The 16,183-nt window shown below is 69.4% G+C and carries 7 protein-coding genes; all 7 read left to right on the forward strand.

Annotated features, from left to right (window positions below):
- The first annotated feature begins 14 nt into the window (after positions 1–14).
- Genes DFP89_RS14700 through DFP89_RS14730 form a run of 7 tightly spaced genes read left to right on the forward strand, consistent with a single transcriptional unit; the run spans position 15 to position 16,147 of the window.
- The gene (locus DFP89_RS14700) at positions 15–1,070 is read left to right on the forward strand and encodes an AAA family ATPase (protein WP_114350147.1); all 1,056 of its coding nucleotides are present in this window, start codon (positions 15–17) and stop codon (positions 1,068–1,070) included.
- A complete protein-coding gene (locus DFP89_RS14705) occupies positions 1,067–2,620 on the forward strand; it encodes a hypothetical protein (protein WP_114350148.1) in 1,554 nt (517 codons plus the stop codon). Before DFP89_RS14700 ends, DFP89_RS14705 begins: the two co-directional genes overlap by 4 nt.
- Positions 2,604–4,694 carry a hypothetical protein gene (locus DFP89_RS14710; protein WP_114350149.1) on the forward strand — a complete coding sequence of 697 codons (2,091 nt, stop codon included), beginning with the start codon at positions 2,604–2,606 and terminating at the stop codon, positions 4,692–4,694. Before DFP89_RS14705 ends, DFP89_RS14710 begins: the two co-directional genes overlap by 17 nt.
- On the forward strand, positions 4,694–5,155 hold the full coding sequence (locus DFP89_RS14715) for a hypothetical protein (RefSeq protein WP_114350150.1): 462 nt from the start codon (positions 4,694–4,696) through the stop codon (positions 5,153–5,155). Before DFP89_RS14710 ends, DFP89_RS14715 begins: the two co-directional genes overlap by 1 nt.
- Entirely contained in the window at positions 5,152–6,258 is a 1,107-nt protein-coding gene (locus DFP89_RS14720) for a hypothetical protein (RefSeq protein WP_114350151.1), read from the forward strand. Before DFP89_RS14715 ends, DFP89_RS14720 begins: the two co-directional genes overlap by 4 nt.
- Positions 6,255–14,471, forward strand: a complete 8,217-nt coding sequence (locus DFP89_RS14725; protein WP_114350152.1) for a peptidoglycan-binding domain-containing protein — start codon at positions 6,255–6,257, stop codon at positions 14,469–14,471. The genes DFP89_RS14720 and DFP89_RS14725 overlap by 4 nt, the downstream gene beginning before the upstream one ends.
- Positions 14,468–16,147: a hypothetical protein gene (locus DFP89_RS14730; protein WP_114350153.1), complete on the forward strand. Its 1,680-nt coding sequence runs from the start codon at positions 14,468–14,470 to the stop codon at positions 16,145–16,147. The genes DFP89_RS14725 and DFP89_RS14730 overlap by 4 nt, the downstream gene beginning before the upstream one ends.
- Positions 16,148–16,183 lie beyond the last annotated feature (36 nt).

Below are 16,183 nucleotides of genomic sequence, written 5' to 3' on the forward strand. Positions count from 1 at the left end.
CCGGAGCCTTCCTCATGTTCACCCCAGCAGCCGTCACGGCGATCTATAAAAGCAACCGGGCGATGCTGGACCGGGTGCTCGACCTGGAAAAGGCGCTGATCGGCCGTTTCTACGGCATGGAAGAAGCCGTCCGCTGCATGATGCTGTCCGCCATGACGGGCGAGGCCATGGTGATGATCGGCCCGCCCGGCACGGCCAAGTCACGCTTGATCCGCGCATTCTGCAGCCTGATCGGCGTGCTGGACCACGACCCGCGCGAACAGGACACGGCAACCCTTGCCGGCGCCACCCGGAAGGACGAGCGCTATTTCGAATACCTGCTGACGCAATTCACCGAGCCGTCCGAGCTTTTCGGCTATTTCGATCTGTCCAAGCTGATGGACCCGAAAGACCCGCGACTGGAGCGCAACGTCATCGGACAGATGCAGCGCGCCGAGGTGGTTTTTCTGGACGAGGTGTTCAACGCCTCCTCCGCGATCCTCAACGCCTTGCTGACCTTCATGAACGAACGCAAGTTCCATGACAGGGGCGTGGTCTATCCGACGCCGCTGAAGATGCTGTTCGGCGCGACCAACCATGCGCCGCGGGAAGAGGGGCTGGGCGCGGTCTATGACCGCTTTCTGCTGCGCTGCCGGATGGAGAATGCTCCGGCCGGGCACGACGCCCTCTCGAGGCTCCTTTCGGCCGCCTGGACGGAAACGCACAGCCACGCCGATGCCGGGCAAGGCCATTTCAAGGACCTGCCCGGCACTCTGCAAACCTATCGGGACATGATCGAGACCATGACGACCGAGGGCAAGCTGGTGGTCGATCCCTTGGGCAAGGCCCTGCCGCAGCTTGCCGCCATGGTCGCGATGGTCCGGTCCAGGGAATTGTCCGAGATGTCGAACCGGCGCCTGGTCAAGTTCTCGGCCATCGTCCTAGCCGAGGCGCTTTTGCGCAGTGCGCAGGCGAAAGCGGCCGAGGCCGAGGTGCTGCCGCGCGATCTGGGCGTCATCCTGACCTATGGGCTGGACCAGGGTGATCCGGGTGCGCTGTCCAAGATGCGGCAGGAACTCTTGCTTGCATGAGTGAACCGCGGCTGATCATCTCCTGCGAATCCGGCCCGCTCGGCACGGGAGCCATGCGCTTGCGCGATGCTTTCGCCCAAAGGCATGTCCCCTTGTCCGGGGCGTTGGCCAGCATGCTGGAGCGGTTTCTTGCGTCGCGGCAACCGCTGCTGGACCCGTTCTGGGGACGGGCCTTTGGCTGCATGGCGAAGTCGTTGGGAATTTCCGGTGCCGTCGGCGGCCAGTCCTTGATGTTGAACGCGAGGCTGCGCTTTCCGCTGATCGTGGCCGAGCCGGTCCTGCGCCATGCGGCAAGGCGCGCCGGGCTTTTGCCGCTGGCCGGCCATGGCGTCGAACCGGTCGAGCCCGAGGCGTTCCAAAAGGCGCAAGCCTCGTTGGAACTGGCGACCCAGGCCGCGCTGGCCGACCCCGAGGTGATGGGGAGGCCCTTCTGGGTGCATGCCGCGCTGGACCTGCTGCAGGAAGCGCACCGGCTGGCGACAGCCAGGGCGCGGACAAGCGCCGCTGCGGCGTCTGGGGAATGCGATCCGGCGCTGGCGGCGCTGATCTTTCTGCATCCGCCCCGTTTCGATCTGGCGCGCCAGCATGAGCGGCCGCGCCGCAGGGCCAGGCAGGTGTCGGCCCATCGCCGGGCTGGTATACGACCGAAAGAGGGCGGCGTGGCCGGTATCCACCAGTCCCGCAGCCTCGAGGATCTGCCGGACGGCCTGTTCAGCGAGATGATCCAGCCCCGGATGCTGCTGGCCAACAAGCTGCTGCACGAAGGCCTGCTGGTGCGGCATCGCCCGCCGCGCCGCGATCCTCGTCGCGACCTGCTGGCGGTTGCGCTGCAGGGGGCGGACCGCGATGACGGCATGGGCCTGCTGGTCAAGGCCGCCTGGGCGGATGCCGCGATCCGGCTGCGGGTGGCGCTTTCGCAGATGGGGCTGGCGAATTCCGATTTGGTCTGGTCGCAGCAGGGCTGCGACGCCACGGTGCTGGACTGCCAGCTTTCCGAACCGGGGCTGGGCAAGCTGCCGCCGCTGCTGATCGATGGGCGGGTGCGGGCGGACATGCTGATGCGCTCGCGCCTGTTGCCGGGCTTTGCGGTCCTGCCCGGGCGCACAGCCTCGCCGGCGCCCGGGACGGACCCCGCCAGCGCAGAAGCCGCCGCCGTGCTGCGCCTGTGGCGGGCGGGGCTTGCACCCCTGGCTGCGGCGCGCCGGCGCGATCCTGCGGGCTTGGCTGCCGATTACGGGCGGCGCATGGTGCTGCTCTGCCGGCCGGCACCGTGGCAAACGGATTGGAGCGAGCTGCGCGCGGAAATGTCCGCGACTCTCGGTCGCGCCTTGGGCGGCAGGGCACATATGGCCTGCCTGATATGGCGCGGCGGCGCCGGGGAACAGGCGCCCGAGCTGTCGGGCTTTGCCGATGGCGGCAAGGAATTGCACCTGACTCTGCCGCAGCCGTCGGATGAACCGGGCGCCGAGGCGCTGGCCGAGTTCATGGGGACACTTGTGCTGTGGATGATGGACGTGACGCTGGAGGCCCTTGATGTCGCTGAAGCGTGATACATTGGTCCTGCCGCGCCTGCGGGCGCAGGCCGTCGAGCCGTTCCTGCTGGCGCTTGCGCCGCATCTTGCGCTTGCCGCGCAGATGGATCTGCGGCTGCGGCTGGATCCGGGCGGCAGCTTGCTTGCGCTCTTGCCGAAACGGATCGACCTGGCGCCGGGCGACGCGGCCCCGTTGCTCGGCCGCCTGGCACAGGCGTTCGAAGCCGCTGGACGGCTGGCGTCTGAGCTGGAGCGCCTGCCGACGCAAGGCCGCGATCTGCAAGGCGAGCCGTCCCTGACCGAAGGCATCCTGGCCTTCCTGTGGTCGCGTGTCACCGGGACCGCGGCGGATCAGCAGGACGACGCCGCGCCCGGCGCCATCCGCGCCGTTGTCGAGTCGGATGAAGACGCCCGTGCCGCCGTATTGAGCGCCATTGCCCGCCGTTCGCGGGACGTGCGTTTCATGACGGACGGTGCCGCGGCCACGGTCCTGGAGTTTGACGACGACCCCGCCCGCGGCGCCACCCTTGTTGGATTGCGCGCCGGCGGCCTGCCTGCGGGCGTGACCTTGCTGCGCCATCATGGGCTTGCCGCCATGTCGCTGTGGCTGCCCGAAGGCCGGGCCTTCGCGGTGCAGGACCGGGTGGCCGTCTCGGAACTGCTGAACGGCCTGGCGGATGCCGGGCTGTTGCAGCGTGACGACGAGCTGCATTTCGTGCCGGGCTTCAATGACGAATGCCGCGTCCTGGTGCTTTCCGGGGAAGCGTCTGCGGAAATGACCCCCGTCGAGGCGCTGGCAAGGACGATCACCGGCGCCGATCTGCCCGACGAAACCGGCCCTGCGCTGCGGATGCAGGTGCTGCACCTGCGCCCCGATGCCGAGGCGCAGCAGGATCTGAACCGTCGGCTGAATGACCGCAGTTTCCCGCTGGGCTACCGGATCAGCCTGGACGTGATCCGCGACCTTTCTCGCAGCGAGGAGGATGTCGAGAAGCTTCGTGCGGAAATCGACGAGCGCGAGGCGCGGATCGCGCTGATCCAGGCCCTCGGGCGCCCGCAGCTGCGCCTGCTGCGGTTCAGCGACGCGCAATTGCCTGCGCTGGTGGATGGGCTGCGCCGCATGCCGCGCGCGCTGCGCGAGAATGCCGGGCTGCGATATGCCGCCAGCCATGCCGCGGATCGGGCGGAGCCGGCGCATTTCGTGCTTTACGATCCCGACTTGGTGCAGTTCGAAGGGGTGCTGCCCGAATTCTACTGGCGGGCCGTGTCGGGCGACACTCCGATCACATTCTGGCTTGACCCGCATGCCGAAGAGGCGCTCGCCTCGGATCCGGACGAGCCGATGGTGTTCGTGCCGCATGGCCAGCGGATCCTGCCCTATATCGACAGTTTCGGCAGTTCGGTTTCGGGCACATTGCGGCTGGTGCTGGGCAATCTGTTCGCCGATGCCTCGGCGGTTCTGGACGACAGCCAGGCGCAGCCGGCTTTCGTGTTCAGCCATCTGGCCGGTGGCCGCGATGAAATCGGGGTCGAGCTGCTGGACCTGGCGCGGTTCGCGCCGCTGAAGCTCAGCCTGCGCTGGATCAACGAGCATATCCTTGCCAGCTCTCCGCGCGTGGCCGATCCGGAGGAGCTGCGCGAACTGGCCGAAACGCTTTATGCCGGCCAGCTTGCCCGCGACCTGCGCAAGACCATGTCGGGCGAGGTGGAGGGGCTGCGCCTGGAATGGCAGCAGGCCCAGGTCGAGCTGATCCATTGCCTCGATCGCCTGTCCGATGCGGTGGCGGATGAGGTCAGGGGTCTGCAGGCGCAACTAGACACGGCGCGGCGCTTCATCGACATGGCGCAGGGCAGGCTGGCGCAGGTCACCGGCTCGCTCAACGGTCTGGGCACGGCGCTGGGCGGGCTGGACCAGGAGATGGTCGCGATAGCCGAGGAACTGCCGGACATGGCCGCGGCCCGCCTGGCGTTCTTCCAGCAGTATGGCGCCGAGATGGCCGCGGGCGACCGCATCATGCGCGATGCCGAGACCGAGATCGCCGCGATGAACGATCGCATCGGCGCATTGCGCGACAGGCTGGAGCTGGACTGATGCAGGATCCCTCGCATCGGCTGGCCACCCTGTTGCAGGCTGCGCATGTGTCGCTTGAAGGCGTCGATGACACGCTGGCCCGGTCCGACAGGTTGCGCGGCTGGGCCGAGGCGCTTCGCGCGCGGCTGAGCGACCGGCAGGGGCTGGATTTCGCAAGGCGACGCTGGGCCGCGACCCTGTCCGGGATGCAGCAAGCGCGCCAGGGCTTCCAGACTGCGGTGCTGCGCCGCAAGGCGCGCCTGCGGCGGCGGATCCTGGGCCTGCATCTGCTGCGCTTCTGGCGCCGGGTCCGCTGGTGGCTGCTGTTGCTGCTGGTCGTGGCCGGTCTGATCCTGCTGCTGGTGCATTACTGGCCCTGGATCAGCCTTCAGCTGTCCAATATGCGGGGGCCCGTGCTGCAGCCTTCTGTCACGCCCGATTTCATCGGTCCGCGCCCTCCGGCGAGCGGAGCCGGGCCATGACCGCCGTCCCGTCGGAACCGCAGGACAGGCGGCCGGGCCGCTCGACAGTGCTGGATATCGGCCGGGAACCGCCCCTGCGCCGGCGGCCATGGATGCGGCGGCGGATGGCGGTCGCGGCTGTCCTTGGAGGTCTCGTCCTGCTGGGCTGGATCGTGGCCACGGAATGGTTGCGGCCTGCCGGCATCGGATATCTGCTTTATGCAGCGCATGACCGGATCTGGTTGCCGCTATGGTCCTGGCTGTGGCTGCGGTCGGGGTATTGGTCCTTGCTGTGGTTCGGTCCTGTCGCGGTGATGCTGTTGCTGGCGCTGACCGAGTTCCTGGGTTTCGGCACGCCGCTGCGACGCCTGCAGGTGGCGGCCCTGCGCTATGGGCTGCGCCACAACTGGACACGCGCGCTGATCGGATTTCAGCAGATCCTGCGCTGGAAGCGCGGGCATGAGGGGCTGCTGGTCGCGGTGATCGACAGCGAATTGCGGCAGGCCGAGGCCCAGGCCAAGGCGGCCATCGAGGCGGGGCGGGCGGCGGATGTGACGATGCTGTGCCGCATGACCATCGGCCTTGCCTATCTGCGCGCCAATGCGCCGCCGGCCCGGACACGCTGCGCCGAGCAGCATTTGCTGGCCGCGCTGCTGGAGCCTGACAAGGCGGCCGCTCTGCGATCCGATCTGCGCCGGATCTGGGGCGATGAGACCGCAGGCAAGGTCGAGGCCATGACGATGATCCCGGACGAGGCCATTCCCGATGCCGCAAGCGGTTTGTCGGCGCCGGGCCGCGCACCGGCCGACCTGGCGCTGTCGACCTTGGGTGTCGTGCGTCGCGCGGTCCTGTCGCAGCCCGACGCGGCCTCGGCCTGGTTCACGCAATGGGCGCTGCAACGCTATCACCCGGACCTCCCGCGCGAGGACCTGGCCCAGGCCGAGGGCATGATCGACTTCGAGTTCTGGGCAGCGGTCTGCGAGCGCGCACAGCTCGCCCGCGCCCGCCCCGTCTGGCTTGCCGGGCTCTTGCCGGGCGTGGACATGGATCGGCCGCTGGGAGAGGTGGCCGCCATCGCGAGGGCCCGACAGCCTCTGGTGATCGGCAGGATGAACAGCGAATGAGCAGCGATATGCGCGATATGCGCGCCACCGCACGGCAAGCGGCGATCGAGGACGCGCGACGCCGCTTCGCCGACCCGCGCCCGCGGCAGCGCCTGGACGGTGCATTGCTGGTGATCGGCGCGGCGCTGATCGCCGTGGCCGCAGCGGGAAGCTATGCCGCGGCCTCGTGGATCGTGGCCTCGGGGCGGCTGGATCCGCCGCTGGTGACCGAGGTTCAGGACCGGCGGATCCTGACGGATTACCGCGACAACGCTTCGCCCATGCGCGACATGGTTGCCGTGGGCGATGATCTTCTGGTCGGCCGGAAGGACGGTTCGGTCGACCGTTTCGACATGGCGGGGCGGACCTTCGCCGCGGAAAGCCTGCCGCGCTCGGCCCGGTTCAGCGGTGATCTGGCCCTGCTCTCCGCCGACTGCCCGGCCGCCGGTTGTCCGGAAGGGGCCAGCGTCTATGCCGTCACCGCACAGGGCGGCCTGGCCGAGCGGCGGGACGGCACCTGGCAGGTGTGGCTGGGCGACGGCGCCTTTCGCGCGGCCGATGGCACGCCCGTCGAACAGGCGGATGTCGCGGGCTGGGCGGTTTCGGATGATGGCCGGTTCGTGCTGGTCAATGCGGCAAGCAAGGGGCTTGGCCTGTTCGACCAGCGCAGCGGCGTCTGGCGCCGCCGTGCGGCCATTGCCGATGCCGGCCAGGGCCCGCTGTTCCATGCCGGTGCGTTCTGGCTGGGTGCCCGGGACGGGCTGCACCGGCTGCCGCCGGATCAGCCCGGTTTCGATGCGGCCAGCACGCTGGTTGCCGACACCGAGGGCGAGATCCTGGCACTGGCGGACAGTGTCTCGGACGGGCTGCTGGCGTTGCGACGCTCGGCCTGTGCCGACGGGCAGGGCGGTTGCCTTTCCCTGCTGGGCATCGACGCCGAGGGCGGGGTCGCCGTGCTGCATGCGGAACTGCAGGTCGACCCGAATCTGAACGACAGCGGCCTGCGCCATGTCGCGCTTCAGGGCGAGGATCTGGTGACGCTCGGGACGGCGGGGGTGCATGTCTATGCGTCGGCGGCGCGCCGCTGGACTACCTTGGCCGCGCAGGAACCGACCGCCCATTTCGCCGAGACCGACGGCCGCCGGCTGCTTGTCGGCCTGCCGGACAGCTTCCTTGTCATCAGCGACGGCGAGGTGGCTCGCCGCACCACGCTGGAGGCGCCGCTGCGGCAGATCCTGCCGGGCGCGGGCGCCGAGGTCCTCGGGCTGGACGACCGCGGCCGGGTGCTCAAGCTGGATGGCGAAACGGCGCAGGTGCTGGCCCAGGCGGATCCCGGCGCGCCGCCCGATGCGCGCTTCACGCGCGCGGCGGCGGTTGGATCCCTGTTCGTCGCGCTGGGTCCGGATGGCATTCTGGTGCATGACAGCGCCGCGCGCCGCTACAGCTTCACCCCCGCCGCCGCCCTGCCGCCGCTGCCGGTATCGGATGCGCTGCTTGTGCCCGGGCAGGGGCGTCTGTGGATCGTTTCGCAACGCTCCGGCGACGTGCGCTCCCTGAAGATCGCGGGTGATTTTCCGGCCAAGCAGCTTTCGGTCGAAAGTCATGGCAGCGCGGCCAGGGCCGTCGCGCGGGCGCGGGCGGACGGGGCGGGGCTGACGCTTGTCGCCGCCGATGGCACACTGCTGCAACTGGCATCGCCCGAGGCGCAAATCGTCCCACAGGTCGGGCCCGGCTTGCCCGAAGGCCTGCGACCGGTCTCGATGGCGGCATCCGGCGCGGCCTATTTCTTCGCGTCGAAGGATCGGCTCTGGCTTTACAATCAGGACCAGCGGGGCTGGCTTGGGCCGATGGCGGCGCCGGAGGGGGGCGCGGGCCTGGCCGATATTGCCATCGCCGGCGACCGGCTGCTGGGGCTGGATCGAAACGGAACCGTCTATTCCTCGGCCGAGGACGGCTGGCGGCAGGTCTATGGCGGTCCGGTCCGGGCGCGGTTCGGCGCGGCCGCGGTGCAGGATGTCATGGCGTCGGGGCGGCGGCTTTTCCTCGCCTCGGATTCGGTCGTGCAAAGCTATACGCCGGGCGAACGGCGCTTTGGCGCCAGCTGGACGGCGCCGGGCCGGGATGCCGAGATCCTGGACGTCGCGAATGATGTCCCGCTGTGGAAGAACAGCGGCGGCATTCATGCCGGCGACAAGCCGATCTTCGTCGGCGATCGGTTCATCGACGGCTGGTTGGGCGCGCATGGCGCCGTGGCCATGGCCGAACGCAATGGCCGGCGCTATGTCTCGTCCGGCCAGTCTTGTCTCTACATGGGCGTGGCTGCCCCTCGAGGCGATGTCAGGGATGTCGTGCCGCTCGACCGGGGGCGCCTGCTGGTGCGCACCGCGACCGAGGCCGGGATCTATCAGCCCGACCTGCATCGCTGGTTGCGGGTCGAGGGTCTGGGCGCAGGGGGGGACGGCCGATTGCTGAATCTGGGCGGGCATCTGGTCCGGCTGGCGCCGAACGGCATTTTCTCGGTGCCGGTCGCCGCGATCCAGGACGTGCCGTCCTGCGCCGCCGCACCTGTCGGCATCGACTGGCAGGTCAGTCTGACGGGTCGTCAGGCCAGCCAGGTCGACGGCGCACCGGAGGCTCTGGTTCTGATGGGGGACGGCAGCCTGCGGCGCTGGGCAGGCGGTCAGGTTGCCGAGGTGGCGCCTGCGGCGGGCGATGGTCCCGCCATGTCCGGACCCGCCAAGGTCTATGCGGCGGCGGGTGGCGGGCTGCATGTCCTGATGCCCGATGCCTTGTGGCGCTATGACCTGTCCGCGCGGACCTGGAGCAGGCAGGCGTTTGCCGGTGCACCGCGCGAGGTGACCCAGTTCGACCTTGCCCCCGGCAGCAACCCGGCGCTGATTTCGCTTTGGGATGGCGATGGCGCCCTGTGGCAGGGACAATCCGCGGCAGGCGATACCATCGCTTTCGCGCGCGCCGCGCGTCCCGTCTTGCCCGTGATCCCGATCGCGCCCGCCGAGATCCGGGACATGGCACGCTTCGGAAGCAGCATCGCGGTTCTCTCGGACCGACGCCTGTTGATCTATGAGTCGGGTAGCGAGGCACCACGGGCGGACATCGCGCTGCCGGCCCCGGATGTCGGATGGCAGCTGGCCTCGGACAGCAGCGGGGATCTGATCCTAATGGACGGCGCGATCACCGCCCCGGTTGCCATTCATCGCCTTGATGGCTCGGTCGCTGGGAAGGCAGGGCTGGCCGTGCTTTCAGCCCGCTATCTGCCGGGAACGGACCGGACATACAGCTATTCCTCCACGGCCCTGGAAACCGAACTTTTCCGGATCGATCAGGATCTGAATGCCTGGCGCTGCAGCCTGGTGCGCGGCCAGGCCACGCCGGATTGCCAGCTGCTGGCCGGCCCGCCGATGCGGATCGAGGCGTCGGATGTGCGCGGTTTTCTGCGGGCCGCCAATCTCATGCTGACGCGCGACGCGCTGTGGCTGCTGGACGAGGCCAAACGCCCGCTTGGTCGGGTGCAGGGGCCGGCGCCCGGCACCGAGACCGTGCTTTTCAGCAGCGGCGGTGTGCCGATGCTGTGGGAAGGGCCGGGCCGCGCCTTGTGGCGGATCGAAGGAAGCAAGGCGATCCGCGTGCTGGACAATGTAGACTTCCTGCATCGCACCGACAGGAGTTATGCCGCGCTGGTCGGAGACGAGGTGAAGGGCATTGCCGATGGCCAGCTGCTCCAGCCGCTGAAACCGGATTCTTCTCGCGACGATCCGGCGATGCATGCCCATTACACGCTGCGCGGCCATGTCGTGCTGAGCAAGGCCGGTGTCGCATCGGCCGAGCAGGGTGGCCTGCGTTCGGACCCGCTGATCCGCTTTGCGGCCGATCTGGTGACCGTGCTGCCCGTGCCCGGTGACGGCCAGGACCCGCAGCGCTGGTTGCAGGAAATCCGGGGCGGACGGCTGAACCTGATCTGGGCGGACCGCTGCGAAGTGCCGGCTCCGCGGCCTGCGCCCCTGCCGGCCGACTTCATCGGCCCCCCGGCGCCGGTCGTGCAACTGCCGCCGGTCATCAGGCCCTGCGTCAAGGCCCAGGACCTTCCGGGCCGCCTGGACGCGGGCGAGCATGTGATCGCCTTGTCGGAGGCGCAGGCGGGCGGGCTGTCCGTCCTGACCAACCGGCGCAGCCTGCTGTTCAGCCCCGCTGGCGCCCTGGCCGAGGCGGTGACGGCGACGCCGCTGGTCAACGATTCGCAAGGGCAGGACGAGTTGCGCGGGGCTCTGGCGCAGATCGACGGCCGGTCCTATCTGAATCCGCCGCGCATTTCGGTGGCCGAGATGACGGGGCTGCGCAATCGGATCAGCCTGTCGCCGCTGACGCCAGCAGTGCTGGAGGCTTTCGACGAGGGCTGGATTGGGTGGCAGCGCCCAGGCAGGCGGGTGCGTCTTGCGACATCGTCTGAGCCGATCGAGATGGCGCCCGACGAAGCGATCCGCGACGGTCGCTTCTTGCCGGCCCATCCGGCACGCGGCCTGGCCTTGGCGGGCGGGCGGATCGCCTGGTTGAATGCCTTTGGCCTGTGGCACCAGAGCGCGGAGGGCCTGCGCCGCGTCTCGGACCAGGGCATGGCGCTGCCGCAGGCGGCCTATCAGGGCGTGTTCCTCGACAGCGCGCGCGGGCTGGTTGCGGCGGATGGCACCGTGACTGCAGCGGCGGGGCCGCGGACCTTGCGCATCGATGCGCTGGAGTTCACCATCGACCCCCGGCAACAGCAGGTTGCGGCGACCATCGCCGTGGCGGGCGGGAAGGCACCGGCGCTTGCCGCACGCGGTTTTCTGCATGACCAGCGCCAATCCGCGGCCCAAGTGAACGGAGCGGTGACCTATCTGACCCCCGTCGGGCTGATCCCGCAGGCCCAGCTGGCTGGCGCCCAGTCGCTTCCCATGGGCGCCCAGCGGCTTGAGGCCGAACATGGCCGCCTGCTGCTGCGCACGGGCGCTGGATGGCTGCAGCAGGACGGTCAGGGCCAGTGGCAGGGCGCTTCCGAGCCTTTCAGGGACGGTCGCCTTGCGTCCGAGAATGGCCGTATCTGGGACAGGAAGGACGGTTTGGTCGTATTGCGCCCTGCCCGGCCTGGGGAAGATTGGCGGCTGGCGCGGCAGGGGCTGGATTTCGACATCGACCAGTTGCAGGCCTTTGCGGCGACGCCGCAATTGGCGGTGGCGATCACCCGAGCGGGCACCCATGTCGCGCCTGCGCTTGCCGATCTGGCGGGCGTGGCCGCTCCGGTCGGTCCTGCGCCGGGTGCGGGCGAACTCGATACCATCCGGTCCGCCCCAGCGCAGCGCGTGCTGTTTCATCGGGATGCGACTGGGTATCGGATCTGGGACCAGCAGCAGTCGCAATGGCGGCTGCCAAAGGCTGACGAACGCCACTGGGAGACGCGCGCGCTGGCCTCGGTCGAGGATATCAGCGCCGGCTATCGTGGCAAAGCCTGGTTCGAGATTGCGGTCGATGTCATCGGGCAGCAGTCCCCGGCCAGGCTGCCCTTCACCTGGAATGCGGGCGAGGTCATGCCATTCGACGAGGTGACCGCGATCCATGGCGATCCGGGGGATCCCGCCCTGCTGGTGGGGACGCGACTTGGCCTGCGTCGGCTGACATCGCAAGCGGATGGCTATGCCAATCAGCGCCTGATCGTGCCAGGCGACCGCGCGACGGGGCTTGCCGTGCGTGCGGTCGGCCGTCCCGCCGCGTCTCCCGACCGGATCGTCGCCGAATTCGCTTCGGGCTGCGCGGCGTTCACGGCGATCACGGCAACGCCCACCGCCTGCAACGATGCGTCGGGTCTTGCCACAAAATTCGTCGCCCGGACCGGATATTGGCGCTGGAGCAAATCCGACGGGGCCGTGCAGGGGGATTATCTGCTGGAAGGCGGCGCGCAGCTGCCGCTGCGGCCACCGCTGCAGGGCCGGCTGCCGCATGACAACCTTGCCGATGGCATGACCTGCGGGTCGCTGCGCGCCGAGCTGTGGCGGGATGCCGAGGTGCTGCGTCTGGCCGGAAAGCAGGTCCAGGTCGCCGGCGCGCAGGAACTGTTCTGTCAGCCGGCATCGGTTCCGCTGGACGGGACCGCGCGACTGGAGGCCGGCCTTTACGTGCTGACCTCGGCGGGCGTGCTGCGCGCGGATGCGGCGACAATGGCTGCGGTCGGACCGATCCAGGCGGCTGCCATCCGGGATCGTGCCTCGGGCCGCGTGGTGCTCGAGACCGGCCGGCTGCGCTATGGCATCAATGGGGACGAGGTCACGGTGCATCGCCTCGACCTGGCCGGGCAGTGGCGTCCGACTGGCTGGGCGGCGGGGCGCCTGCTGCTCGACCAGCCGCGTTTCCTGGCCTGGCATGACAGGGGCCTGCAGCTGGTAACCGATGCGGGCGTCTTCGACGCGCCGCCGGGCCATCTCGATCCGGCGCGGCTGGTCGTCATGTCCGGTGCCGATGACGATGCGCTTGCAACCTGTGCCGCCAGCCGCGTCGAGATCCTGGACGGCCGCGCGCATGGCTTGCCGGCCGAGGCCGGGCGTCCCTTGCGCCTATCCTGCAGGGACGGGTCCTGGTTGCAGGGCGCGGCCGATAACAGCAAGGACCTGGGTGCGTTTGCCGCGACAGCCGGTGCCGCCCGCGCGAGGATCCTGGTCGATGCGCCGCCGTTGTGGCGGGTTGAGCAAGACCTGGATGCGCAGGGCGATGTGCAGGCGACACGCATCACATTCCAAGGCGAACCCGCGCGCCTGGCGGCGGGCCGTTTCGATTTCGACGCCTTCCGCGCCATTGCGGCCCCGTTTTCCGGGCTGACCGAGCTTCTGACCGAAACGGGCTGGTGGCGGGCGCCGGCGGGTGTGCCGCGCCTTTCGGAAACCCGTCGGGTGCAATCGGGGCAGCTTGCCTTTCGCGATGTCCGGGCCATGACCCGCGACCGATCGCAGCGCAGCGATGCGCTTGGCCTGTGCCTCGCGTTGCCCGGGGGCAAGGCGTTGTGGTGGGACGGCGCCGCCGGGGTCGAGGCGACGGCCCATTGCCGCGAGGTTCGGGGCAGGGATCCGCTGTGGCGCTGGTGGAGGCAGGAGGACGCAGCTCTGGCAACAGCGCAAGCGGCCGGAGGCCGCCCGCTTGAACGCCGCATCGTCAGTGGCCGGTTCGAGGATCTCATTGTCCGAGGCGCACCGCTGCGGGATCCGCAAGGCCGGCTGCTGGCGGCCGGTGGCCTGGGTGTTCTGGTGCTGGATTCCGAAACCGCGCAGCCCGTTGCGATCCATTCCGCTTCCGATGACGTCTTGCTGACGCGGGCGCTCGACGGTCGCGTCGTGCAGCTTGGCCGGCAGGGCGCGCATTATGTCGAGGATGCTCCTGCACCGGCGCCTGCGGACGGGCTGGCTTGCCCGGCCCTTGCCGGTCTGGCCGCGGCCTTGCCGGAGGGTTATCGTATCGCGCGTGGCGACATGCTGCCGGATAACCGCGTCTCGGCGATGGTCGAGGGCGGTGAGGCATCGCGCCAGGTGCTCTTGCAATGCGAGGACCCGGCTCCGGGTCGGGCATGGACAGCGGTGGTCGACATCAGCAGCCATCCGCGTGCGCTGGCGGCGGGGCCGGCGCAGGCCGGTATGCTGGCGGTCGCCATGACCGGGACGCAGATCAGCCTGGATGACGGGCGGAACTCTGCGGCCGCCGATTTTCCTGTCGCCCGGCTGCAGGGCATGGTGCCGCGGCCGGATGGCGGGGAAATCTTCCTGCTGGGTGACGATCGGTTGCTGTCGATCTCGGTCTCTGCTGCCATCGGCGCATTGCATGGCGGCGTTGCCGCTGTGCCGCCAGCCCGATCGGTTCCTGCCTCCCCACCGGCTGCCGCCCCTTCGCCGGCTCTCACCCCTTCGGCTGCCGATCCGCCTTTGGTCTCGCAGCGGCCGACCGTTGCGCGAAGGTCGCCGACAAGGGATACCGCCCCTGGCCGGCCCATGCCATCGGCAATCTCCGCGCAATTCGAGCCGAAATATGATCCGGTTGCGCTGCAGCTGGCATTGCGGCGCGAGCTGGGGGTCGATCTGGGCGCGGACGGGGTGATCGGACCCGCGTCCCGTCGTGCCATCGCCGCTTGGCAGTCGCGGATCGGCAGCAAACCCACGGGCTTTCTCAGCGTGGCGCAGTGGTATCGCCTGAAAGGAGAGGGGGAATGATGTCGGGTCAGACAGCGTTCCGCGTCGGGATCGAACCGCGCGGCGCCGCCGTCCTTCGCACCGGCGATGGCGCGCATCCCGAGGGCTATCATGCGGCCGGCCGCTTCTGGGCGTTCCGGCTGCCGCCCGAGGTCTTGGCCGGCGGCGTGACCTGCGATCCGGCCTCCGGCCAGTTCGTCTGCACGAACGAAGACGCCGCGGCCGCGGGTCTTGCGCAGCTGCGCGGTTTTTGGCTGGCCGCGCGGGGGGTGCTGCTGCCGGATCTGACGGCCGGTGCGCCACGCTCCATGGCAGGACTGGAGCCTCGGCGCATCCTCCAGCCCTTGACGCAAGAGACTGGCCGCGCCGCGCAGGTCGAGGACTATCGCCGGGCCGTGCATTCCGGTGCCGGCGCGCGCACGGTTCCCGACGCCATTGCGCTGATGCAGCGTCAGTTGCAGATCATGACGGTGCCGTCCCGCAGCGAGGTCCGGCTCTGGTGCGTCTCGCCGGGCCGCTGGATGCTGCAAATGGAGGAAACCGGCCCGCTGGAGCGGCTGCTGGACGCTGTGTCCGCCGTGCCGTCCGACAAGAAGGGCGCCTATCCCATCGCCATCGGCAGCAAGTCCGAAAAGCTGCAATCGGACAGTCTCGCGGCGCGGTTTGTCGCGCTGGTGCGGGCCGTGCAGCTTGCCCGCCTCTGGGCGGGCTGCTGGGCCGGCGCGCTGCCCCGGCTGGATGTCGAGGCCGCCCATTCCGGGCTGGACGGGCAGGCGGTGCGCTTGACCATCGGTCCGGAAAGCTGGGGCCTGCCCCTGGAGCGATTGGCGCATCGGCTGGCGCAGGCGCTTGATAAGGAGGCGCCAGAGCCGGTCTGGACCCGGCTTGGCGATGGCGGGCTTTCACCGCAACTGGTGCCGCTGACCCGCCCCGAGGGCTTGTCGTGGCGTGACCACGCTGCCCCGCAGCCGGTCGCATGGCGGGCAAGCGACACGCAAGACCTGCCGCGCTGGACCTATGCCGGAACCGACCATGGCGGTATGCTGGCGCAACTGCCTTTCGCCTTGTCGCCCGCAAGCCCATTTTTACCGGATCAGAGACAAGCCTTTCTTGACTGGTTGAGGGGCGAGCGCAGGGCTCCGGGTCTTCGGCCCGAATTCGCCCTGAGCTATCTGCAGGGACTGGAGCACCGGCTGCTGACCGACCTCGCCCCGCAAGAAGAGCGCGAGGCGCTTGTCGGGGAAATCCGCGCGCTTGCCGATCTGGTCGATGCGCCGTTGCAGGCCCGGGCCCGCCATCTGCTCGATTGGCTGGGCGCCACCGGTCGGCGCGGGCTGGCGGCGCTGGTTGACGAGGGACCGCTGAGCATTCTGGTCGCCACTGCGCGGAAGCTGGCCGATGGCGATGTGCTGGGGCAGGACGATCTTTGTGCCCTTGCGACGGTCTGCCTGGGCGAGGAGGAGGCCCGCGATGAACGCTTCCGGGCCGGGCTGCGCAAGATTGCGCCCAAGGGGCTGCGGTTCGCCCCGCCCAGGGTCGAACTGGTGGCGCGTTATGAATCCCTGGGCGGTGGGCTGGACGAGCCGCGCCGCCATTTCCTGCACGAGGGTCAACCGCTGGCGGACCTGCGCGTCTCGGCCCGACTGCGGCAGGTTTTCGCCCGCGCCCAGGCTTTTGCCGCGATGGCCGAGGAGTGACGCCATGACCCTGCTGCCAGCCAAGAAGAGACGCCC

The sequence above is a fragment of the Paracoccus lutimaris genome, from assembly GCF_003337565.1.
In the GTDB taxonomy this organism is placed as follows: domain Bacteria; phylum Pseudomonadota; class Alphaproteobacteria; order Rhodobacterales; family Rhodobacteraceae; genus Paracoccus; species Paracoccus lutimaris.